A 23,518-nucleotide genomic window follows, 5' to 3' on the forward strand; every position below is an offset into this window, starting at 1 on the left:
TCCGCAGCGGTCCGCGGTCCGGTAGCGCGGGCAAGGCGCTCTGCGCCGCCCCGGGGAGAAGACGGGACTGAAGCGTCAGCTCAGCGAGCGGAGATGTTCTTCCATACCGCCGGTAGCTGCCGCGGCATTAATATGATCAAAATAATCATACCAGCCGCTGGCGGCGATACCGGCGAGCAGCGCATTGCGGGCCTGTGCGTCAGGAAAGCGCCAGATCCCCAAAAAGCGGTGCGATGTAGTATGGTCGACAGCGGTATCGGTTTCCGCCAGCGTCAATAGTTCAATGCCGGATCCCGCGAGGCCGCCCATTGCCGCCTGAATGCCGCTGATAAACTGCTGACGGTGCTCCGGGGACAGGCCGCGCCAGGCTGCATTGGGCGTATAAAGTTCGACTAAATAGTGGGGCATATCTGTTGCTCCTCAAGTGAAATTTCGTATCGCCCGTTGGCAGATACGATGTGTGGTGGATGGAGGCGACGCCGTGAGTCCTTGCGCGCAGAGCGCCTGCGAAATAGCTTCAGGCTTATCCGCCACAAGGGGGAACGCCTTTACCTGCCAGCGTCCCGGCGGCGACCTTCGTCAGCAGTTCGGACAGCTGGCCGCGCTCCTGCGCCGAGAGATGGCTGAATAAGCCGCCAATCCAGCGGCTATGCTGGGCGAAGACGCGGGTGATAAGCTGTTTTCCTTCTGCGGTTAAGGCAATGCTCATGGCCCGGCCATCAAGGGGGTCGGCATGGCGCTCAATAAGCTGGTCGCGCTCCAGGCCGTTAAGCAGGCCGGTAATGGTGGCGCGTGTGACGCCCGCTTTTTCCGCCAGCACGTTGGGGGCCAGGCCGTCTGGCGCGGCATCAAGCAAAAACAGCAGCACGAAGCGCCCTTCGGATAATCCCCACGGAGCCAGCAGCGTTGCACAATCGCGATCGATGGCGGCGGCGAGCGACAGGGTCTGAAAACAGAGACGGATGTTATCCACGTCGGTAAGCTGGTGACGCTCTGCCTCCTGTAGTAGAGAAAGGTATTTCTGTTCAAGTTCCATAGCGGCCTCCGACATATAGTATGGCGCCTAACTATATGCATAAAGCGACAGGCGATCAAGCGTAAAAGGCGTTTTGAAACCCGCCGTGGAGAATGCAAACAAGCTGACGACGCCGTTTTGGTGAATTCCTGGTCAGCACTTTGTGCAGGCCTTTAGAACCGGCCCGCACAGGGGAGGGGCTCTACTCTTCCGGAGTATTGGCGCGCACGTGGCGACCGCTGGCGACAAAATTGCCGGTGCCGAGATGATGCAGGGTATTAATTTTATCGTCGTCGAACTGCCAGCGGCCGGTGACGAAGGCGCGCTCATCGGCGGCGGCGGAAACCACTTCGCCAAACAGCGTATCGTACTGCTCCTGAGCCGCCGTTGCCGGCAGCAGTCGGCACTCCATCCACGCCAGACACTTCTCTTCTATCAGCGGTAATCCCAGCTCCGGGCCTTGCACCACCGGAATACCGTAAGCGTTAAATTTATCTTCATCGCGCCCGCTGATGCTGCCGACCGCGTAGGTCCAACTGGCGGCCTCGACGCCCGGGACGACGATGCCGAAGGTGCCGTTACGCTCAATAATTTCCCGCGTCCAGGCGCTTTTATCCACCACGATGGCCAGCCGCGGCGGGGCGAACTCCACCGGCATCGACCACGCGGCGGCCATCACGTTGCGGCGTTGAGACCGGGCGTCATAGCTGGTTATCAGAATGGTCGGGCCATGGTTGAGCAGGCGACTGGCGTACTGGAGTTCCACGTGGCGAAAACGGCTCATATGCGTTCCTTGGTAAATGGGTCTGATGCCAGACAACACGTTAATCCGCAATGAAAATGTAATCAATACGTCATCAAGGCTCCCTATAGTCGGCGTCACTAAGTCCCAAAGAGGATAACAATATGTTAGCTCCCCTGAATTTATCTCAGGTGAGCGCGCGCCGGCGGATGTTGACCGCGGGCAGAGCCTCGCTTTCCCAACGGGAGGGCGATAATGCGCGCGCTGACCAGCATTAAACTCGACGGCGTCTCTTTCGCCTTCGGCGCCCACACCGTGCTTAATCAGATCGATCTGCAAATTGATGCGGGCAGCATTGTTGCGCTGCTGGGGCCTTCTGGCTGCGGTAAAAGCACGCTGCTGCGCCTGCTCGCCGGATTAACCGTACCCGCCAGCGGCAGTATTCACTTTGGCGATCGCCTTGTGGCGAAAACCGGTTGGGGTTTGCCGCCGGAGCAGCGCGATCTCGGTATGGTCTTCCAGGATTACGCTCTATGGCCGCATATGACGGCAGCGCAGAACGTGGCTTTTCCGCTGCGTATGCGCGGCGTCGGGCGTCAGCAACGTCAGCAAAGGGTCGAGGAGGCGTTGGCGATGGTCGGCCTCAGCGGCTTCGCCGACCGCAAACCGTCAGGGCTTTCCGGCGGCCAGCAGCAGCGCGTTGCCCTGGCCCGCGCTATTGTCGCCGAACCGCGCGTGCTGCTGTTCGACGAGCCGCTCTCCAATCTCGACAGCGAGCTGCGCGAGTCGCTGTGCATTGAAATGAGCCGCCTGCTGCGCCAACTGGGCATCACCGCCGTCTACGTCACCCACGACCGTCGCGAAGCCGAACTGTTGGCCGACAAGATTGTGCATTTATCCGCGGGCTGCGTTGCCGCCGTCCGCGCTGTGACTTCAACCTCAGGGGAATCCGTATGAAAACCGTTATGACCGTTAAGAAAGGAGCCGCGCTCGCGATGATGCTGTCTGCCACGATGATCTCCAGCGCCCACGCGCTCACCGTTTATACCGCCGGTCCGGGCTCACTGGCGAAAAGCCTCGCCAGCGGCTATGAGCAGAAAACCGGCGTTAAGGTGAATATTTTCCAGGCCACCACCGGTAAGGTGATGGCGCGTCTTGAGGCCGAACAGGCTAACCCGCAGGCGGATGTGCTGATTTCCGCCTCCTGGGATACCGCAGAAGATTTGCATCTCCGCGGCTGGCTGCTGCCGTATCAGAGCGCCAATGCCGATAAGGTCCCGGCCAACCTGAAATCCACCGATTACGTTGCCCAGGGGATTTCGGCGCTGGGGATCGTCTGGAATACCAAAAGCGGCACCCCGGAGCCAAAAGAGTGGCGCGACCTGACCGAAGCGGCGTTTAAAGGCAAAGTGACGACGCCGGACCCGGCGCTTTCCGGCGCATCGCTGGATTTGCTGATCGGGTTACAGAATGGCATGGGCGATAAAGCCTGGGTGCTGTTTGATGATTTAAAGAAGAATGGCATGGTGGTCAGCGGGCCGAATGCCCAGGCGGTGACGCCGGTGATGCAGGGGGCGAAAGCGGCGGTATTCGGCGCGGTAGATTATGTGTCATACGGCAATATCGATCAGGGCGAAGCGCTGAAGGTGATTTTCCCGGCCAGCGGCACGGTCATTGCCCCGCGGCCGATGATGATCCTCAAAACCAGCCAGCATGCCGAAGATGCTAAGGCCTTCGTTGATTATGTCCTGTCGCCGGAAGGCCAGGCGCTGGTCGCCGACGCCTGGCTGATGCCTGCCCGCAGCGATGTTCCGGCGAAGCGCCCGCTGCTCAACGAGCTGAAAATTCTGCCAACCGTCAGCGATGGCAAGAGCGAACGCAGCGCGGTGCTGTCCCGCTTTAATACGCTTTTCGCCCAGTAAACCGACATCCCACGGGTTGCGAAAGTTTGCTCAGGCACACTCCCCGGAGGCGGCGCTGGCGCGCCTGTCCGGGCTACCGGACCGCAGACGGCTGTGAACCGGTAGCCCGGCTAAGCGCAGCGCGAGCCGGGGAAGATCGTATCCAGGAAAATACCGTGAAACAGAAACTGATTTCCGCTGGCACGCTGGCGGCGCTGCTGGTGCTGGTGGCGTTGCCGCTGCTCTTTATTATTCTGCAGGCGATTTTCCCCCGGTTTAGCGCCGGGTCGCTGGAGGGCGCGTTTAGCGGCGTGGCGGCGCTGATTGCCGACCCGCAGCTGCCAATGATGCTCGGCGGTACCCTGTGGGTGGCCTGCGGCGTGGCGCTGATGAGCGTGCTGATCGGCCTGCCGCTGGGCGTGTTGCGCGGGTTGTTTAATTTGCCGTTGCCGCGGCTGTGGGATTTGCTGTTTCTGATCCCATTTCTTACGCCACCTTATATCGCTGCCCTGGCGTGGACGCTGCTGCTGCAAAGCAACGGCTATCTGCAACAGCTAACCGGCTGGGATCTCAACGATCTGCTGTTTAGCCGCAGCGGGATCGTGCTGGTGATGACGCTCAATATTTTCCCGGTGGTCTATTTTGCCGTTTCGCGCAGCCTGCTGGCGAGCGGTCAGCGGCTGGCGATCGTCGCTCGGGTGCACGGGGCCAGCGCCTGGCGGGCGTTCTGGCACATTACGCTACCGATGCTTTCACCGGCGCTGGCGGCGGGGATGCTGCTGGCGTTTACCCTGGCGATTGAAGAGTACGGCGTTCCGGCGGCCCTCGGGTCGCGCGCGGGTCTGCTGATGCTCACCGTGGGAATCGAGAAAAAGCTCGCCGACTGGCCTATCGATCTTCCCGGCGCCTCGCTGCTGTCGCTGTTGTTGATGGCGGTGGCGCTGCTGGCCTGGTGGCTGCAAAAACGGCTGACTGGCGATAAAGAGGTCACCAGCGTCACCGGCAAACCGGGGGAGAATAGCGGGGCGGAATTGGGCTGGCTGGCGCTTCCTGCGGCGCTGTTAATGGTGAGCGTCGGGGGTGTGGCCGTGATACTGCCGGGAGCATCGATGGTGCTGACCAGCCTGATGGGTACCCTGTCGGGCGGTATTCATGGCGATAACTTTACCCTCCGCCATTTCACGGCGCTGTTTGCCCAGCAGGGCGACGCGCTGTCGGCGCTGGGTACCAGCCTTTCGCTGGCGCTGGCTTCGGCGCTGATTGTCGGCGTCATTGGCCTGCTGGCGGCGTGGCTGGTGCTGGTGCAGAAAATAAAGGGTAGCGCGATCGTCGATGCGCTGTCATTGATGCCGGCGGCTTTGCCGGGCGTGGTGGTCGGCGTCGGGCTGATTCTGCTGTGGAACCAGCCGTTCTGGCCAGTGTCGCCTTACAACACCTGGTTTATGCTGCTGCTTTCCTACTGCTGTCTGCTGCTGCCGTGGCCGGTGCGCTACGTTGGCAGCGCGCTGCGCCAGCTTGGTCATAACCTTGAGCCCGCCGCGCGGGTGCACGGCGCGACGCCCCTGCAGGCGCTGCGCCTGATCGTCCTGCCGCTGGTGTTCCCGGCGCTGCTGGCGGCGATGCTGATGGTGTTTGCCATCGCCTCCCGCGAGCTGGTGACCTCGCTGCTGCTGGCCCCCGCCGGGACGCAAACCGTGGCGGTGTTTATCTGGCGTCAGTTTGAGCAAGGATCCCCAGGACAAGGCATGGCGATGGCCTCGCTGACGCTATTTACCGGTTTGGGGCTGATGCTCAGCGCGCTGGCGTTGATGCAGCGGGGCGCGCGCGAATAACGCCGATCGCACAAAATACGCCATCTGGCGACAAAAAAAGGCTATAAATGTCGGACACCGATTGCTGGAGGCATTGATGAGTCCATTTTTAAGCGCCTATTTTTCTCGCCTGGGCTGGGCGGGTACCCCGGATGTTTCTCTGAACACCCTGCGTGAACTGCATATCCATCATAATGGCGCCATCCCCTTTGAGAATCTCGATGTGCTGCTGCCCAGAGAGATTCATCTCGACGATCGTACCCTTGAGGAGAAGCTGATTCATGGTCGCCGCGGCGGCTATTGCTTTGAGCAAAACGGCCTGCTGGAGAGGGCGCTGCGCGAGATCGGCTTTAACGTGCGCAGCCTGCTGGGCCGCGTGGTGCTGGCCAATCCGCCGCATATGCCGCCGCGAACCCACCGGCTGCTGCTGGTGGAGGTGGAAGGGGAACGCTGGATTGCTGATGTCGGCTTCGGCGGCCAGACCCTCACCGCGCCGATTAAGCTGCTGGCGGATATTGAACAAGCCACACCGCACGGCGAGTATCGCCTGATTAACGAAGGGGATGAGTGGGCGCTGCAGTTTAGCCATCACGGCCACTGGCAGTCGATGTACCATTTTGATTTAGGTCGCCAGTACGCTGCCGACTATGTAATGGGCAACTTCTGGTCGGCGCACTGGCCGCAGTCGCACTTTCGCCACCACCTGCTGATGTGCCGTCATTTACCGGACGGCGGCAAGATGACGCTGACCAATTTCCACTTTACCCATTGGGATAAAAACCATGTGGTCGAAAAGCTGGATTTAGCGGATGTTCCGGCGCTGTATGAAGCGCTGAAAACGCGTTTTGGTCTTGGGGTCGATGATGCCAAATACGGCTTCAGCGAAGCAGAGCTGGCGGCGGTGATGGCGGCGTTTGATACCCATCCCGAGGCCGGAAAATAAATATCATTCAGGAACCGTTACTGTCAAACGTCGATGTTTCCCGGCTTGCGCTACGCTTAGCCGGGCTACAGCTTCACAGCTATCTGCGATCCTGTAGCCCGGGTTAGGCGTTTACGCCGCCACCCGGGATGATTGCGGATTTTGCTCAGCGTCTTGAACGCACCACCTGGTAGCGGCGGGTGAAATATTCAAACGGCGCGCTCCAGACGTGAACCAGTCGGGTGAACGGGAACAGCAGGAAAATCGTCATCCCCAACACCAGGTGCACGCGGAATACAAAGGCGACGCCGCTGAGCATTTCTGACGAGCCGCCGCGGAACGTTACGATGCCCTGCGCCCAGCCAACCAGCTTCATCATTTCACTGCCGTCCGGATACTGCGCCGAGAAAGGAATCGTGCTCAGCCCGAGCAGACACTGAATCAGCAGAATGCTCATGATGATAATGTCCGGCATCGTCGAGGTGGCGCGCACGCGCTGGTTGGTCAGACGGCGCCAGAGCAACCCCGCGCCGCCAATCAGCGTCAGAACGCCGCACACGCCGCCGAGCACCATCGCCATCTGCTGCTTGACCGCAATCGGCAAAAACCAGGCATACATCCAGTGCGGCGTTAGCATACCGAAGAGATGGCCAAAGAAAATGCCGAGTATGCCGATATGGAACAGATTCGACCAGAGCACCATCCCGCGTTTATCCAGCATCTGGCTGGAGGAAGCGCGCCAGGTGTACTGACCGTAGTCATAGCGCAGCCAGCTGCCGAGAAAAAAGACCGTTGCGCAGATGTAGGGGTAGATGTCGTAAAAAAAGACGTTCAGGTAGTGTATCATTTCGGGCCTCCCGCGCTGACGTCGACGTACTGCGGCGCCACGTCCTGGCTAAAGCGTCGTTGATATTGCTGTAACGGTGAGCTGTCACAAGCCGTAGCGTTGTCTTCGATAAATTTCACCTGTTCTTCTTCCCAGACCGCATCCAGCGCCTGTCGGGTGTCATCGCGGGACTCGTTGTTGACCTGCTGCGTGACACTGTCACTTGATAGCGGGATCCCGCCCAGGCTGAGCAGGGCGTCAAACAACTGATACCAGGGGACACCGCGCTGCTTTAGCCGCCCGCCCAGCAGCGCCAGAATCGGCGCGACGTTTTGCAGGCCTTCGCGGGCTTCGGCTTCCGGCAATATGCTGAGGTATTCCAGATACAGCGGCAGGTGGTCGGGGAGTTCGCGACAGTCGAGCACCAGGCCCGCTTTTTCATACTGTGCGAGCAGGTCGACCATCGCCTGACCGCGGTCGCGGGACTCTGCGTGCACGTGTTCGAACAGCAGCAGCGACGTGGCGCGGCCCCGGTCGAACACTTCGCACCATTCGGCCTGCTTGTCCAGCAGCGGGGCATTCAGCATCTCCGCGGCGAAGTCGTCGAGCAGGGGGGCGTCGTGACGTACTATGCTCAGCACCTCGTCCTTGCACTGCCAAAGACACTCATCCGGGTACTCCAGCAGCAGGGCGATCGCTTTGAGGATTCGCATTATTCTCCCTCCGCTTTATCGCGCACTTCGGTGATGTTGATGGCGTCAATGCGGCTACTGTTGAACAGGTTGAATTTGCTGTCGGAGCCGTGGCAGCCGTCGCCGAAGGTAAAGCCGCAGCCGTTGCGCTCGGGGAAAGCATCGCGGGCCATTTCGCGGTGGCTGGTCGGGATCACGAAGCGGTCCTCGTAGTTGGCGATCGCCAGATAACGGTACATCTCCTCGACCTGCTCAACGCTTAAGCCCACCTCCTCGATGGCGCGGGTATCGGTAACGCCCTCCACCGTTTGCGAGCGCATGTAGTGACGCATCGCCATCATGCGCTTCAGCGCGCGCAGTACCGGGCCGGTATCGCCCGCGCTGAGCATATTGGCGAGATACTGCACCGGAATACGCAGGCTTTCGATGGCCGGAAGCACACCGTCGCTTTTCGGCAGACCGCCGGCGTCGGCGTAGGACTGAATCGGCGACAGCGGCGGCACGTACCAGACCATTGGCAGGGTGCGATATTCCGGATGCAGCGGCAGCGCCAGCTTCCAGTCCATCGCCATTTTGTACACCGGCGAGCGCTGGGCGGCATCAATTACGTTTTGTGGGATCCCCTGTTTCAGCGCTTCTTCAATCACCGCCGGGTCGTGGGGGTCGAGGAACACCTCGCACTGCCGCTCGTAGAGATCGGTCTCGCGCTCGGTGCTGGCCGCTTCTTCGATGCGGTCAGCGTCATACAGCAGCACCCCGAGATAGCGAATACGCCCGACGCAGGTTTCCGAGCAGACGGTGGGCTGCCCGGATTCGATACGCGGGTAGCAGAAGATGCATTTTTCCGATTTGCCGCTTTTCCAGTTGAAGTAGATTTTTTTGTACGGGCAGCCGCTGATGCACAGACGCCAGCCGCGGCATTTATCCTGGTCGATCAGCACGATGCCGTCTTCTTCACGCTTGTAGATGGCGCCGCTGGGGCAGGTGGCGACGCAGCTCGGGTTCAGGCAGTGCTCGCACAGGCGCGGCAGATACATCATGAAGGTGTTTTCAAACTGCCCGTACATCTCCTTCTGAATCTTGTCGAAGTTACGGTCGCGGGCGCGCTTTTCAAACTCGCCGCCGAGCAGCTCTTCCCAGTTGGGCCCCCAGATGATTTTATCCATCCGCTTGCCGTCGATAAGCGAACGCGGACGGGCGGTGGGCAGGTGTTTGCCCTCGGGGGCATTGTGCAGATGCTGATAATCAAAGGTGAACGGCTCATAGTAGTCGTCAATCTGCGGTATCACCGGATTAGCGAAGATCTTGGTAATGACGCCCATTTTACCGCCCAGACGCGGGCGTATTTTGCCATTAACATCACGCACCCAGCCGCCTTCCCACACCTCCTGATCTTCCCAGTTTTTCGGATAGCCGATGCCCGGTTTGGTTTCAACGTTGTTAAACCAGGCGTATTCCATCCCTTCGCGTCCGGTCCAGACGTTTTTACAGGTGACGGAACAGGTGTGGCAGCCGATGCATTTGTCGAGATTGAGAACCATACCGACCTGTGAACGTATTTTCATTTTTTCGCCTCCTGTACCCCATCGCGACCTTCGTCATCCAGCCAGTCAATATTTTTCATTTTGCGGATCATGATGAACTCGTCGCGGTTGGAGCCGACGGTACCGTAGTAGTTGAAACCGTAAGCCAGCTGGGCGTAGCCGCCAATCATATGGGTCGGTTTCGGGCACACGCGGGTGACCGAGTTATGGATCCCGCCGCGCCGTCCGGTGACTTCCGAGCCCGGAATATTCATCAGGCGCTCCTGGGCGTGGTACATCATGGTCATCCCCGGCGGTACGCGCTGGCTGACCACCGCGCGGGCGGTGAGCGCGCCGTTGGCGTTGAAGGCCTCGATCCAGTCGTTATCTTCGATACCCAGCTCGCGGGCGTCGGTTTCGCTGATCCACACGATTGGCCCGCCGCGCGACAGGGTCAGCATCAGCAGGTTTTCGCTGTAGGTGGAGTGGATGCCCCATTTCTGGTGCGGCGTCAGGAAGTTGAGCGCTTTTTCCGGGAAGCCATTGGGCGGGATCGCTTTCATCTGGCTGACGCTGCGGGTGTCAATCGGCGGACGATAAACCACCAGGCTTTCGCCAAAGGCGCGCATCCAGGGATGATCCTGATACAGCTGTTGGCGGCCGGAAAGGGTGCGCCAGGGGATCAGCTCGTGGACGTTGGTATAGCCGGCGTTATAGGAGACATGCTCGCTCTCGAGGCCGGACCAGGTCGGGCTGGAGATGATTTTGCGCGGCTGGGCCTGAATATCGCGGAAGCGGATTTTTTCATCCTCTTTATTGCGCGCCAGGTGCGTGTGCTCGCGGCCGGTAAACTCGCCGAGCGCCTGCCAGGCTTTTACCGCCACCTGGCCGTTGGTTTCCGGGGCGAGGGCGAGGATCACTTCCGAGGCGTCGATGGCGCTGTCGATGCGCGGTCGGCCTTTCGCCGGGCCGTCCAGCTTGACGTAGTTAAGCTTGCCGAGGAAATCGACTTCGCTCTGGGTGTTCCACGTAATGCCTTTGCCGCCATTGCCCAGCTTGTCGAGTAGCGGGCCAAGGGAGGTGAAGCGCTCGTAAGTCGCTGGGTAATCACGCTCAACCACGGCGATCGACGGCGCGGTTTTACCCGGCGTCAGCTCGCATTCGCCTTTCCGCCAGTCCAGCACGTCGAAGGGTTGAGAGAGTTCCGCCGGGGAGTCGTGCTGCAGCGGTACCAGCACCACGTCGGTCTCTTTATCGAGGTGGCCCACGCAGACCTCGGAGAAGGTTTTGGCGATATCTTTGTAGATTTCCCAGTCGCTGCGCGATTCCCACGCCGGGTCAACGGCGGCGGAAAGCGGGTGGATAAACGGATGCATATCTGAGGTGTTCATATCGTCTTTTTCATACCAGGTGGCGGTTGGCAGAACGATATCGGAGAACAGGCAGGTACTGGACATGCGGAAATCGAGGGTCACCAGCAGGTCGAGCTTGCCTTCGATGGCCGCGGTCTGCCACTCCACCTCTTCGGGCTTCACGTCGTCGGCAGCCCCCAGCTCATCGCCCTGAATGCCGCTGTCGGTGCCCAGCAGATATTTGAGCATATACTCGTGGCCCTTGCCGGAAGAGCCCAGAAGGTTGGAGCGCCAGATAAACAGATTACGCGGATGGTTTTTGCCGTTATCCGGCTGTTCGCAAGCGAAGCGTATCTCACCAGACTTCAGCGCCCGGGCGGTGTAGTCCGCAGGGGTAAGTCCGGCCGCGGCGGCCTGTTCCTTAATCGTCAGCGGGTTGACGCCAAGCTGCGGCGCGGAGGGCAGCCAGCCCATACGCTCGGCGCGTACGTTAAAGTCGATCAGACTGCCGCTGAATTGGCTGGCATCGGCCAGCGGCGACAGCAGCTCCTGGGCGGTCAGCTTTTCATAGCGCCACTGGCTGGCGTGATTGTAAAAAAAGGAGGTGCTGTTCATCTGGCGCGGCGGGCGGTTCCAGTCAAGAGCGAACGCCAGCGGCAGCCAGCCGGTTTGCGGACGCAGTTTCTCCTGGCCGACATAGTGAGACCAGCCGCCGCCGCTCTGGCCGACGCAGCCGCAGAACACCAGCATATTGATCATCCCCCGGTAGTTCATATCCATGTGGTACCAGTGGTTGACGCCGGCGCCGAGGATAATCATCGACCGTCCGTGGGTTTTATGCGCGGTATCGGCAAATTCGCGGGCGATCTGCTCGATGTGCTGGCGCGGGACGCCGGTAATCTGTTCGGCCCACGCCGGGGTATAGGCTTTTATCTCGCCGAAGTCCTGCGCGGCGTTGGGATCGTCTAAACCGCGATCGAGTCCGTAGTTCGCGAGGATCAGATCATAGACGCTGACCACCAGGCCGGTTTCGCCGTTGGCCAGCGGCAGCTGTTTAACCGGCAGCTGATGCAGGGTCACCGGCTCCTGCTGAACGCTGCGGAAGTGCGGGTTTTCGTTGCCGCCGAAGTAGGGGAAACCTACCGTCACCACGTCGTCACGGCTACCCAGCAGCGACAGCGAGAGTTCAATGGTTTGCCCGGCGGCCTGCTGTTCGAGGTTCCATTTGCCTTTTTCCCCCCAGCGGAAGCCAATCGAACCGTTGGGCGCCACCAGTTCACCAGCGCTGTTATAGGCAACGGTTTTCCACTCCGGGTTGTTGCTTTCGCCCAAATCGTCAACCAGATCGGCGGCGCGGACCATCCTGCCGGGAACGTAGAAACCCTCCTCGCGACGCTCAAGCATCACCAGCATCGGCATATCGGTGTAGGTGCGGCAGTAGTTGAGGAAATAATCGCTCGGGGTATCAAGGTGAAACGTTTTGAGGATCACATGGCCCATCGCCATGGCCAGCGCGCTGTCGGTACCCTGTTTCGGCGCCAGCCACTGGTCGCTAAGCTTGGCGACTTCCGAAAAGTCCGGGGTAATCGCGATGGTTTTGGTGCCCTTGTAGCGCACTTCGGTAAAAAAGTGGGCGTCCGGCGTTCGGGTCTGCGGGACGTTGGAGCCCCAGGCGATGATATAGCTGGAGTTGTACCAGTCGGCGGATTCGGGAACGTCGGTCTGTTCACCCCAGGTCATCGGCGAGGCGGGAGGAAGGTCGCAGTACCAGTCGTAGAAGCTCAGGCAGGTGCCGCCGAGCAGCGACAGATAACGGGTACCGGCGGCGTAAGAGACCATCGACATCGCCGGGATCGGCGAAAAGCCCGCCACCCGGTCCGGGCCGTAGTTTTTGATGGTCCAGACGTTGGCGGCGGCGATCAGCTGGTTCAGCTCCTTCCAGCTTGAACGGATAAACCCGCCTTTGCCGCGAACCTGCTTGTAGCTAAGGGTTTTGACCGGGTCGCGCATGATGCTGTCCCACGCCTCTACCGGATCCGGATGCTGGGCCAGCGCTTCGCGCCACAGCTCAATCAGCCGCTTACGCGCCAGCGGATACTTCAGACGGTTGGCGCTGTACAGGTACCAGGAGTAGCTTGCGCCGCGCGGGCAGCCGCGGGGCTCGTGGTTCGGCAGGTCAGGACGGGTTCGGGGATAGTCGGTTTGCTGGGTTTCCCAGGTCACCAGGCCGTTTTTGACGTAAATTTTCCAGCTGCAGGAGCCCGTACAGTTCACACCGTGCGTTGAGCGGACGATTTTGTCGAACTGCCAGCGCTGACGGTAGCTGTCCTCCCAGTCGCGGTTGGTGTTGTACACCTGGCCGTGACCGTTGGCAAAGCTCTCGCCTTTCTGCTTAAAGTAGCGAAAGCGATCCAGTAGTTTACTCATGACATTTCTCCTGATCCATAAACTGTCAGGGCGTTCGCCCGCAGGCCGGGTAAGGCGTATCAGCGCCACCCGGCGTAGCGAGACGACCTGCGTTGAACATGTTGTTATTGTCTTGTCGCCGTCGGTTTCCGCCGGCCGTAGACCAGCCAGGTCACCAGCACGCAGACCACGTAGAATACAAAGAAGACCTTCATCGCCCCGACCGGGGAGCCGGTCATCGCCAGCGAGGTGCCGAAGGCTTTCGGGATAAAGAAGCCGCCAATCGCGCCGATGGCGGAGATAAATCCGAGCGCCGCCGCGGTATCGGTCACCGCTTCGTGCTGAGCCTGCTCATCGCTGCCGCCGCGTTTCTTCACGCTGTCGATGGTGATTTGGCGGAAGATCACGGCGATCATCTGGAAGGTGGAACCGCTGCCGAGACCGGCGGTCAGAAACAGGCCCATAAACACCACGTAAAAGGCGAGAAAGCTGCCTGAGCCGGTGCCGGGCAGGGTGAGAAACAGCAGGCCGGTAAACAGCGCCATCAACACAAAGTTGACCAGCGTCACCCGCACGCCGCCGAGGCGGTCGGAGATGATGCCGCCAAACGATCGCGCCAGCGCGCCGATAAACGGCCCGAAGAAGGCCAGCTTAAGGATGTTAACGTCGGGAAACTGGGTTTTCGCCAGCATGGCAAAACCGGCGGAAAAGCCGATAAACGAGCCGAAGGTGGCGAGGTAGAGCAGGCTCAGCAGCCACATGTGCGGGCGTTTAAGCACCGGGAGCTGTTCGCGAATGGAAGCCTTCGAGCTGGCGATGTCGTTCATGCCTACCCAGGCGGCGAAGGTGGCAATCACCAGCAGCGGAACCCAGATAAGGGCGGCGTTGCTTAGCGCGAGGATCGAACCATCTTCCTGAGGCACGCCGTGTACGCCAAGAAAGGCGAAAATGGGCACAAAAATCGCTGCCGGGGCGATCATCTGCATCACGCTGACGCCAAGATTACCGAGGCCGCCGTTGATGCCCAGAGCGCTGCCCTGTTTCGCTTTAGGAAAGAAAAAACTGATATTTCCCATGCTGGAAGCAAAGTTCGCCCCGGCAAAACCGCAGAGTAATGCAATCGTAATAAATACCCAAAAAGGAGTAGCGGTATTCTGTATGGCTATTCCCAACCAGATACAGGGCGCTACCAGAATAATCGTGCTTAATACCGTCCAGTAGCGCCCGCCAAATATAGGTACCATAAAGGAGTAGGGCACGCGTAATATTGCGCCAGAGAGCGAAGGCAGGGCGGTTAATAAAAAAAGCTGATCGGTGGTAAAATTAAAACCAACCTTATTGAGATTAACGGCGACGGCGCTGAATAGCATCCAGACGCAAAAAGCGAGTAGCAGACAAGCTACGGAAATGCAAAGATTTCTGCGGGCTATTTTCTTTCCCTTATTCTCCCAAAATGCCGAGTTTTCCGGTTTCCACTCTTTTAAAAGATAATGATTCTTTTTCTCATTTTTGCTCTGCATATTGCCCTCGAATGAACAGTCGTCAGTCAAAAAGAATAAACTTGTAAAACAGCAAATTAATAAAAGAAATAAAACCAGGGGATGGGGGATGTATTTGTTGTAATGAATGAAGAATAGATAAGAAAAGCGCATCTAAAAGAGACGCGCGGAGAATAGGTGGGAATTATTTGTTACAAAGTGTAACCCTGATTAAAATAATTCCATCGAAATATAATGATTGATATGTTGATTAAAGGCGGCATCATCAATTTCCTTCATTCCCAGGGCGTAAATACCATCCAGACCGCAGACGAGGGCAATAAGCCGCCAGGCGATACTTTCCGCAGGGTCCCTTGGCCTGAACTCACCCGCTTCGGTGCCGCGCTGGATTATCTTCAGCGTCTCTTCATGCCACATGCTCATCGTCAGCAGATACGCGCCTTTAATATCAGCATCGCTATCGGCCAGCAGCTGCGCTTCGCGCCATAAACGAATGTAGGGCTCAAGCCTGCCGTCATCGCTGCCCACCATGGAAAACAGGCGTTCACGCCATGTGGCATCGTCGGCGACCAGCGGCATATCCATCATTTCGCGAATCAGGCGCACGAAGGTATGGGCCTTTAACTCACCCGCGGAGGTGAAATGGTGGTGCAGCTGGCCGGCGGAAACGCCGGCTTCGGCGGCGATATTGCGAACGGTCATGGCGCTAAACCCGCCCTGAAGCGCCACGCGCATGGCCGCCTGCACAATAACTTCCCGACGCGCATCGCGATTTAAGTAGCTCATAACGTTTGTGACCCTGGTTTTTTTGCCGATAGTAACAAAAAGTTGGACACTCGTTCAACATTCCGGCAGGATCGCTTTCCTGGACAGCTGTCCAATATTTAACTTTGAGGAAATGTAGTATGTCTCGGCAATGGTTGACGCTGATGGCGATTTTGCTGGTTTATATCCCGGTGGCGATTGACGCCACCGTTCTCCACGTGGCCGCGCCCACGCTAAGCGTAGCGCTGGGCACCAGCGGCAACGAGCTGCTGTGGATTATTGATATTTATTCGCTGGTCATGGCAGGCATGGTACTGCCTATGGGCGCGCTGGGCGATAAAATCGGCTTTAAACGGCTGCTTCTGCTCGGCAGCGGTATTTTTGGCTCGGCGTCGCTGGCGGCGGCGTTTTCCCCTACCGCAGAGACGCTGATTGCCTCCCGCGCGCTGCTGGCGGTGGGGGCGGCGATGATCGTCCCGGCGACCCTTGCCGGTATCCGCAGCACCTTTTCGCAAGCGCAACAGCGCAATATGGCGCTGGGTCTATGGGCGGCGGTCGGTTCCGGCGGCGCGGCATTCGGCCCGCTGATTGGCGGCATGCTGCTGGAGCACTTTTACTGGGGTTCGGTATTCCTGATCAACGTGCCGATCGTGCTGTTGGTGATGGCGATTAACGCCAAAGTGGTGCCGCGCCAGCCCGCGCGGCGCGAGCAGCCGCTTAATTTTTTCCAGGCGCTGATCCTCATCGCCGCCATCCTGATGCTGGTGTTTAGCGCCAAGACGGCGCTCAAAGGGCAAATGGCGCTGTGGTTAACCGGGCTGGTGGCGCTATCGGGCGCTGCGATGCTGTTCTGGTTCGTGCGCAAACAGCTCTCGGCAACCCGTCCGATGGTCGATATGCGTCTGTTTACCCATCGCATTATTTTAAGCGGGGTGATGATGGCGATGACCGCGCTGATTACGCTAGTGGGTTTTGAGCTGCTGATGGCGCAGGAGCTGCAGTTTGTGCATAGCAAAACGCCTTTTGAAGCCGGGCTGTTTATGCTGCCGGTGATGGTAGCGAGCGGTTTCAGCGGACCGATTGCCGGCATGCTGGTGTCGCGTCTGGGGCTGCGCGAGGTCGCCACCGGCGGAATGCTGTTGAGCGCCCTGAGCTTCCTCGGCCTGTCGATGACCGATTTCAGTACGCAGCAGTGGCAGGCCTGGGGACTGATGACGCTGCTGGGCTTCAGCGTTGCCAGCGCGCTGCTGGCCTCCAGCTCGGCGATCATGGCCGCCGCGCCGAAGGAGAAAGCGGCGGCGGCGGGGGCCATCGAAACCATGGCCTATGAACTGGGCGCGGGCCTGGGCATTGCTCTGTTTGGCCTGATCCTGACCCGCAGCTACACTTCGTCAATCGTCCTGCCGTGGGGTATTGAGGGCGCGGCGGCGGAGCAGGCGTCCTCCTCCATCAGCGAGGCGATTAAGCTGGCGCAGTCGCTGCCCGCCATTCCGGCGCAAAGCCTGCTTGAGGCGGCGAAGACGGCGTTTATTCACTCGCACAGCACCGTGCTGGCCACGGCTGGCGTCCTGCTGTTGTTGCTGGCGGCGGGGATCTGGCGAAGCCTGGCAAAAGCGCCGGAGCTCAACTAACCCTTTGCCAGCCGGCAGCCAGATGATTGAAGAGGTGCCCATTCCGGGAATTGCCATCAGGGGTGGGACTGAAGTCAGTCGCGGATCGTGTCGGCCATTAAGGCGTTCGCCGCCTCCGCTTTAGCGCCGGGTTGCCTGCCAGCAGAGCAGGGAACCGGCGCAGACCATTCCGGCGCCCTGCCAGAACGACCACGATAGCGCGGCGCTGAGCAGTACCGCCGCCAGCGCCGATGAGAGCACCGGGGTAAAGTAAGAGGCGGCGGCCAGCAGGCTAACGTTGCCGTGCAGGATTCCGACGTTCCACGCCGCGTAGCCAAACCCCAGGGCGACGGATAGCGCGATCAGCTTGATCGTCACCGGCCAGCTAAAGACCATCGGCGGCTGATCGCTGAACAGGAATTTCAGCCACAGGGTCAGGGCGGTGAGCAGAACAAACAGCGTAATCCCGTTTTTGCCTTTGGCGTATTTCGCGGTGACCGTGCAGTAGGCCGCCCAGATAAACGCCCCGATGAACGCCAGAATATAGCTCAGCGGGCTGGAGATCACGTTGCTGATAATTTCGTCTATATTCAGACCATGCTCACCGCCTAATACCCAGGTGACGCCAAATATAGCGAGTAATAAACCGGGGATAACCAGCCAGCTGCTTTTTTGGCCGTTAAACAGAATGGCGAATAAAATCGTCAGGCTGGGCCAGAGATAATTGACCATCCCCACTTCAATAGCCTGCTGGCGGGTACCGGCAAAGCCAACCGACAGCGCCAGGCAAATTTCATAGCTGACGAACAGCAGGCTCCCCGCCAGTAAATAAGGGCGGGGAATCTGGCGTATTTGCGGGAAGCCGACGGTAAAGATCAGCAACATGCCGCTCAGGCTGTAGAGCATCGCCGCGCCGCCCACCGGGCCAAGACCTTCGCTGACGCCACGAATCAACCCGACCATAGTGCTCCAGAGTACGATAGCGGCCAATCCAATGAGCGTGGCTCTCTTTTTCTCCATATTTAACCTGATGTTGGTTCAAACGCAGTCGGGTTTTATAACACTTTTTACTGCCGTCGGGGGGATATTTTCCACCATGCTTAATACTATCGGAGTAATAAAAATTGGCGCCGCTGACTATTAAGGGGGCGTCAGTTTTCGACATTGATTTGACGCAAATAAAACAGGGATATTGCTGTTAGTTTTGCCCTCCGCGATGAATAAACATCCCGCATGGAGGGGAACAATGGACGTCAGCCGCAGAAAGTTTTTTAAAATCTGCGCAGGCGGTATGGCCGGAACAACAGCCGCTGCTTTGGGTTTTGCGCCCAAAATGGCCCTGGCTCAGGCGCGTAATTACAAGCTGCTGCGCGCTAAAGAGATCCGCAACACCTGCACATACTGCTCCGTAGGCTGCGGGCTATTAATGTATAGCCTGGGCGACGGCGCGAAGAACGCGAAAGAAGCGCTTTATCACATCGAGGGGGACCCGGATCATCCGGTAAGCCGCGGCGCGCTGTGCCCGAAAGGGGCCGGACTGCTGGACTACGTCCACAGTGATAACCGCCTGCGCTACCCGCAATACCGCGCGCCGGGTGCGGATAAATGGCAGCGCATCTCCTGGGATGAGGCGTTTGAGCGTATCGCCAGGCTGATGAAAGCCGACCGCGACGCCAACTTTATGGAGAAAAACGAGCAGGGCGTCACGGTAAACCGCTGGCTTACCACCGGGATGCTGTGCGCCTCGGCAGCCAGCAACGAGACCGGCATGCTGACGCAGAAGTTTGTGCGTTCCCTCGGTATGCTGGCGGTAGACAACCAGGCGCGCGTCTGACACGGACCAACGGTAGCAAGTCTTGCTCCAACATTTGGTCGCGGTGCGATGACCAACCACTGGGTGGATATCAAAAACGCCAACGTCGTGGTGGTGATGGGCGGTAACGCCGCCGAAGCCCATCCGGTGGGATTCCGCTGGGCGATGGAGGCGAAAAACAACAACGACGCTCTGCTTATCGTCGTCGACCCGCGCTTTACGCGTACGGCGTCGGTGGCCGATATCTATGCGCCGATTCGTTCCGGCACCGACATTACCTTTCTGTCGGGCGTGCTGCTGTACCTGATCGAAAATAACAAAATCAACGCTGAATACGTGAAGCATTACACCAACGCCAGCCTGCTGGTGCGCGACGATTTTGCCTTCGAAGACGGCCTGTTCAGCGGCTACGATGCCGAAAAGCGTCAGTACGATAAATCGTCGTGGAACTATCAGTTCGACGAAAACGGCTACGCCATGCGCGATGAAACCCTGCAGCATCCGCGCTGCGTATGGAATCTGCTCCGGCAGCACGTTTCGCGCTATACGCCGGAGGTAGTGGAGAATATCTGCGGCACGCCGAAGGCCGATTTCCTCAAGGTGTGCGCGGTGCTGGCCTCAACCAGCGCGGCGGACCGGACCACCACCTTCCTTTACGCGCTGGGCTGGACGCAGCACACCGTCGGGGCGCAGAACATCCGCACCATGGCGATGATCCAACTGCTGCTCGGCAATATGGGGATGGCGGGCGGCGGCGTGAATGCGCTGCGCGGACACTCCAATATCCAGGGGCTTACCGATTTAGGGCTGCTATCGACCAGCCTGCCGGGCTACCTGACGTTGCCGTCGGAACAGCAGACGGATCTGCAAAGCTATCTGACGGCGAATACGCCGAAAGCGCTGCTGGCGGACCAGGTGAACTACTGGAGCAACTATCCGAAATTCTTCGTCAGCCTGATGAAATCGTTCTACGGCGATGCGGCGCAAAAAGAGAACGACTGGGGCTTTAACTGGCTGCCGAAGTGGGACCAGGCTTACGACGTTATCAAGTACTTCAATATGATGGATAACGGCAAGGTGACGGGATATCTCTGCCAGGGCTTCAATCCGGTGGCTTCGTTCCCGGACAAAAACAAGGTGGTCCGCAGCCTGAGCAAGCTGAAGTACATGGTGGTGATCGACCCGCTGGTGACCGAAACGTCGACCTTCTGGCAAAACCACGGCGAGTCGAATGATGTCGACCCGGCGGCGATTCAGACCGAAGTCTTCCGTCTGCCGTCTACCTGCTTCGCCGAAGAGGATGGTTCGATCGCCAACTCGGGGCGCTGGCTGCAGTGGCACTGGAAAGGTCAGGATGCGCCGGGGGAAGCGCGTAACGATGGCGAAATCCTTGCCGGGATCTATCACCGTCTGCGCGAGATGTATCGCACCGAGGGTGGCAAAGGCGTCGAGCCGCTGCTGAAGATGGGCTGGAATTACAAGCAGCCGGATCATCCCGAATCTGAGGAAATCGCCAAAGAGAACAACGGCTATGCACTGGAAGAGCTATACGACGCCAACGGTGTGCTGCTGGCGAAGAAGGGCCAGTTGCTGAACAGCTTCGCGCTGCTGCGCGATGATGGTAGCACCGCTTCATCCTGTTGGATCTATACCGGCAGCTGGACCGAGCAGGGCAACCAGATGGCCAACCGCGATAACGCCGATCCGTCAGGTCTTGGCAACACGCTCGGCTGGGCGTGGGCGTGGCCGCTCAACCGGCGGGTGCTGTATAACCGCGCATCGGCGGATATCAACGGCAAGCCATGGGATGCGAAGCGGATGCTGATCCGCTGGAACGGCAGCAAGTGGGTCGGAAACGATATTCCGGACTTTAATAACGCCCCGCCGGGCAGCAAAACCGGGCCGTTTATTATGCAGCAGGAAGGGATGGGAAGACTCTTTGCGCTGAATAAATTGGCGGAAGGCCCGTTCCCGGAACACTACGAGCCGATGGAAACGCCGCTTGGCACCAACCCGCTGCACCCGAACGTGATCTCCAGCCCGGTGGTGCGGCTGTATGCAGAGGATGCCCTGCGTTTAGGCAAGAGGGCGCAATTCCCGTACGTCGGCACCACCTATCGCCTGACCGAGCATTTTCACACCTGGACCAAGCATGCGCTGCTCAACGCCATCGCGCAGCCGGAACAGTTTGTCGAAATCAGCGAAGGCCTGGCGAAAGCGAAGGGGATAGCCAACGGCGATCGGGTGACGGTCAGCAGCAAACGCGGCTTTATTCGCGCGGTGGCGGTGGTGACGCGTCGTCTGCACACGCTTAACGTTAACGGCCAGCAGGTGGAAACCGTCGGTATCCCGCTGCACTGGGGTTTTGAAGGCGTAGCTAAAAAAGGCTACATCGCCAATACCCTGACGCCGAACGTGGGGGATTCCAACTCGCAAACGCCGGAGTATAAGGCGTTTCTGGTCAACATCGAGAAAGCGTAAGGAGCGAATCAATGGCGATGGAAACCCAGGACATTATTAAACGCTCCGCCACCAACCCGATAACTCCCGCGCCGCGCGCGCGGGATTTTAAGGCGGAAGTGGCGAAGCTGATTGATGTCTCCTCCTGTGTAGGCTGTAAAGCCTGCCAGGTGGCCTGTTCCGAGTGGAACGATATTCGCGATGAGGTTGGGCACTGCGTCGGCGTGTATGACAATCCCGCCGATCTGAGCGCCAAATCCTGGACGGTAATGCGTTTTAGCGAAACCGAGCAGAACGGCAAGCTGGAGTGGCTGATTCGCAAAGACGGCTGTATGCACTGCGAGGACCCGGGCTGCCTGAAGGCGTGCCCGTCCGCCGGGGCGATTATTCAATACGCCAACGGCATCGTCGACTTTCAGCAGGAAAACTGCATCGGCTGCGGCTACTGCATCGCCGGGTGTCCCTTTAACGTCCCGCGCCTCAATAAAGAGGATAACCGGGTTTATAAGTGCACCTTGTGCGTTGACCGGGTCAGCGTCGGCCAGGAACCGGCCTGCGTGAAAACCTGCCCAACCGGCGCGATTCATTTCGGCAGCAAGAAAGAGATGCTGGAGGTGGCTAACGAGCGCGTGGAAAAACTGAAGAAGCGCGGCTATCCCCATGCCGGGGTGTATAACCCGCCGGGCGTCGGCGGCACGCACGTGATGTACGTGCTGCATCATGCCGACCAGCCTGAGCTATACCATAACCTGGCGAAAGCGCCGCAGATCGATACCGCGATCAACCTGTGGAAAGGCGCGCTGAAGCCGCTCTCGGCGGTCGGATTTATCGCCACCTTTGCCGGGCTGATTTATCACTACATCGGGATTGGGCCGAACAAGGAAGCGGGTGACGAAGAGGAGGAGCACGATGAGTAAATCGAAAATGATTGTGCGCACGAAGTTTATTGACCGCGCCTGTCACTGGACGGTAGTCATCTGCTTCTTTCTGGTGGCGCTCTCGGGGATCTCGTTTTTCTTCCCGACGCTGCAGTGGCTGACCGAAACCTTCGGTACACCGCAGATGGGGCGTATTCTGCATCCGTTCTTCGGGGTGCTGATTTTCGTGGCCCTGATGTTTATGTTTGTGCGCTTTGTCCACCACAATATTCCTGATAAGCAGGATATTCCCTGGCTCAAAGGGATTATTGAGGTGCTGAAAGGCAACGAGCATAAAGTGGCGCGGGTAGGGAAATATAACGCCGGGCAGAAAATGATGTTCTGGACCATTATGAGCATGATTTTTGTGCTGCTGGTGACCGGGGTGATTATCTGGCGACCCTGGTTTGCCCACTATTTCCCGATTCAGGTGATTCGCTATAGCCTGCTGATTCACGCGACCTCGGCGATTATTCTTATTCATGCGATTCTGATCCATATGTATATGGCGTTTTGGGTAAAGGGATCGATTAAAGGCATGATCGAAGGGAAGGTGAGTCGCCGCTGGGCGAAGAAGCATCATCCGCGCTGGTATCGCGAGGTGGAGCGTCAGGAAGCGAAGAAAGAGAGCTGCGAAGGGCTGAAATAAGTTCTGAGTCGTAAACCCGCTCCGGTTAAACCCGGAGCGGGTCAGGTATTGGTAATAAGAGCATCGATGGCTGAAATAACATCTCCGTGGCTACTTTTTAAATTACAGACGAAATGCTTCTTTTTTAATTTGCTCTTTTCTACACTGGTGATCCCTGGTGTATTCAGGAATAAAGATTGAAAATTAATATTTATCCGTGGAGACGCGGAGTGGTAGTATCCTGCCAGCCGAGTACTATAGCCTAATGGAAGAGTAAGTCTGGTAGACAAATCACAGTAATAATCATGTTGAATAACCATAATATATGGCTGTAGCTGATTGGTTCTCTCCGATGGATTGCGATAAACATCAAATTGTAAGCTCATCACAGTCCCTCAAAGAAGGGGTCATCAGATAACAGGCCGGCTTCAGCAGTAAATTCATTCATTGCCTGCATAAACTCCTTGTCCTTCTGGTACTGTTCATCGCGATCGTCAGATGCCTGACATGGATTCTGTGGAGGGGCTTTGACGGTTAGGTTTTCAATATCGTTTAGTTTCATTATGGCCTCCATAAGTGGTGTGCTTCAATTATCAACCTATCACTTTAAAAAACAATACCGACTCCCCTGGTTGT

Annotated in this window: 20 protein-coding genes; 8 read left to right on the forward strand and 12 right to left on the reverse strand. The window is 58.4% G+C overall.

The genetic code is table 11. From position 1 onward, the window contains the following. Positions 1-75 precede the first annotated feature (75 nt). The 3 genes from KCG39_RS04465 to KCG39_RS04475 form a co-directional block, all read right to left on the reverse strand. On the reverse strand, positions 76-408 hold the full coding sequence (locus tag KCG39_RS04465; RefSeq protein WP_004120683.1) for a DUF6616 family protein: 333 nt from the start codon (positions 406-408) through the stop codon (positions 76-78). A gap of 115 nt (positions 409-523) precedes the next feature. Beyond that, positions 524-1,036, reverse strand: a complete 513-nt coding sequence (locus KCG39_RS04470) for a MarR family winged helix-turn-helix transcriptional regulator (RefSeq protein ID WP_087829394.1) — start codon at positions 1,034-1,036, stop codon at positions 524-526. A 181-nt stretch (positions 1,037-1,217) separates the two neighbouring features. After that, a complete protein-coding gene (locus KCG39_RS04475) occupies positions 1,218-1,799 on the reverse strand; it encodes a flavin reductase family protein (RefSeq protein ID WP_004120679.1) in 582 nt (193 codons plus the stop codon). Between the two features lie 210 nt (positions 1,800-2,009). Here KCG39_RS04475 and KCG39_RS04480 point away from each other — a divergent pair, with 210 nt between their 5' ends. From KCG39_RS04480 to nhoA, 4 genes are all read left to right on the forward strand, one after another. Then, a complete protein-coding gene (locus tag KCG39_RS04480) occupies positions 2,010-2,714 on the forward strand; it encodes an ABC transporter ATP-binding protein (RefSeq protein WP_162626014.1) in 705 nt (234 codons plus the stop codon). Then, a complete protein-coding gene (locus tag KCG39_RS04485; protein ID WP_142468241.1) occupies positions 2,711-3,679 on the forward strand; it encodes an ABC transporter substrate-binding protein in 969 nt (322 codons plus the stop codon). The genes KCG39_RS04480 and KCG39_RS04485 overlap by 4 nt, the downstream gene beginning before the upstream one ends. A gap of 155 nt (positions 3,680-3,834) precedes the next feature. Further along, entirely contained in the window at positions 3,835-5,490 is a 1,656-nt protein-coding gene (locus tag KCG39_RS04490) for an ABC transporter permease (protein ID WP_142445715.1), read from the forward strand. Between the two features lie 76 nt (positions 5,491-5,566). Beyond that, positions 5,567-6,412: an N-hydroxyarylamine O-acetyltransferase gene (gene nhoA, locus KCG39_RS04495; protein WP_087829387.1), complete on the forward strand. Its 846-nt coding sequence runs from the start codon at positions 5,567-5,569 to the stop codon at positions 6,410-6,412. 145 nt (positions 6,413-6,557) lie between these two features. On the opposite strand, the gene narI is transcribed toward nhoA, so the two are convergent. From narI to KCG39_RS04525, 6 genes are all read right to left on the reverse strand, one after another. Beyond that, complete coding sequence (narI, locus tag KCG39_RS04500) at positions 6,558-7,238, reverse strand: respiratory nitrate reductase subunit gamma (protein WP_004120670.1); 681 nt, start codon at positions 7,236-7,238, stop codon at positions 6,558-6,560. Further along, positions 7,235-7,930 (reverse strand): nitrate reductase molybdenum cofactor assembly chaperone, encoded by a 696-nt coding sequence (gene narW / locus KCG39_RS04505; protein ID WP_004120668.1) that lies wholly within the window; start codon positions 7,928-7,930, stop codon positions 7,235-7,237. The genes narI and narW overlap by 4 nt, the downstream gene beginning before the upstream one ends. After that, positions 7,930-9,474, reverse strand: a complete 1,545-nt coding sequence (gene narH / locus KCG39_RS04510; protein WP_087829382.1) for a nitrate reductase subunit beta — start codon at positions 9,472-9,474, stop codon at positions 7,930-7,932. The genes narW and narH overlap by 1 nt, the downstream gene beginning before the upstream one ends. Further along, on the reverse strand, positions 9,471-13,211 hold the full coding sequence (locus KCG39_RS04515) for a nitrate reductase subunit alpha (RefSeq protein ID WP_142468242.1): 3,741 nt from the start codon (positions 13,209-13,211) through the stop codon (positions 9,471-9,473). The genes narH and KCG39_RS04515 overlap by 4 nt, the downstream gene beginning before the upstream one ends. Before the next feature lie 104 nt (positions 13,212-13,315). Continuing rightward, the gene (locus KCG39_RS04520) at positions 13,316-14,710 is read right to left on the reverse strand and encodes a NarK family nitrate/nitrite MFS transporter (RefSeq protein ID WP_142468243.1); all 1,395 of its coding nucleotides are present in this window, start codon (positions 14,708-14,710) and stop codon (positions 13,316-13,318) included. A 189-nt stretch (positions 14,711-14,899) separates the two neighbouring features. Further along, the gene (locus KCG39_RS04525; RefSeq protein ID WP_004120660.1) at positions 14,900-15,475 is read right to left on the reverse strand and encodes a TetR family transcriptional regulator; all 576 of its coding nucleotides are present in this window, start codon (positions 15,473-15,475) and stop codon (positions 14,900-14,902) included. A gap of 119 nt (positions 15,476-15,594) precedes the next feature. On the opposite strand from KCG39_RS04525, the gene KCG39_RS04530 reads away from it, so the two are divergent. Then, entirely contained in the window at positions 15,595-17,085 is a 1,491-nt protein-coding gene (locus tag KCG39_RS04530) for an MFS transporter (protein WP_004120658.1), read from the forward strand. 120 nt (positions 17,086-17,205) lie between these two features. Here the strand turns inward: KCG39_RS04530 and yddG are convergent, their stop codons facing one another. Then, positions 17,206-18,084 carry an aromatic amino acid DMT transporter YddG gene (gene yddG / locus KCG39_RS04535; RefSeq protein ID WP_004120652.1) on the reverse strand — a complete coding sequence of 293 codons (879 nt, stop codon included), beginning with the start codon at positions 18,082-18,084 and terminating at the stop codon, positions 17,206-17,208. Between the two features lie 226 nt (positions 18,085-18,310). On the opposite strand from yddG, the gene fdnG reads away from it, so the two are divergent. The 3 genes from fdnG to fdnI are packed head-to-tail and all read left to right on the forward strand — an operon-like array spanning position 18,311 to position 22,903. After that, entirely contained in the window at positions 18,311-21,358 is a 3,048-nt protein-coding gene (fdnG, locus tag KCG39_RS04540) for a formate dehydrogenase-N subunit alpha (protein WP_142474141.1), read from the forward strand. 11 nt (positions 21,359-21,369) lie between these two features. Continuing rightward, on the forward strand, positions 21,370-22,254 hold the full coding sequence (gene fdxH, locus KCG39_RS04545; RefSeq protein ID WP_142468245.1) for a formate dehydrogenase subunit beta: 885 nt from the start codon (positions 21,370-21,372) through the stop codon (positions 22,252-22,254). Further along, complete coding sequence (gene fdnI / locus KCG39_RS04550) at positions 22,247-22,903, forward strand: formate dehydrogenase-N subunit gamma (protein WP_004120645.1); 657 nt, start codon at positions 22,247-22,249, stop codon at positions 22,901-22,903. The genes fdxH and fdnI overlap by 8 nt, the downstream gene beginning before the upstream one ends. 41 nt (positions 22,904-22,944) lie before the next feature. On the opposite strand, the gene KCG39_RS04555 is transcribed toward fdnI, so the two are convergent. Both KCG39_RS04555 and KCG39_RS04560 read right to left on the reverse strand, forming a co-directional pair. After that, entirely contained in the window at positions 22,945-23,268 is a 324-nt protein-coding gene (locus KCG39_RS04555) for a CcdB family protein (RefSeq protein ID WP_071988218.1), read from the reverse strand. Continuing rightward, entirely contained in the window at positions 23,268-23,444 is a 177-nt protein-coding gene (locus KCG39_RS04560) for a hypothetical protein (protein ID WP_004120643.1), read from the reverse strand. The genes KCG39_RS04555 and KCG39_RS04560 overlap by 1 nt, the downstream gene beginning before the upstream one ends. Positions 23,445-23,518 lie beyond the last annotated feature (74 nt).

The organism is Klebsiella pasteurii (assembly GCF_018139045.1).
In the GTDB taxonomy this organism is placed as follows: domain Bacteria; phylum Pseudomonadota; class Gammaproteobacteria; order Enterobacterales; family Enterobacteriaceae; genus Klebsiella; species Klebsiella grimontii.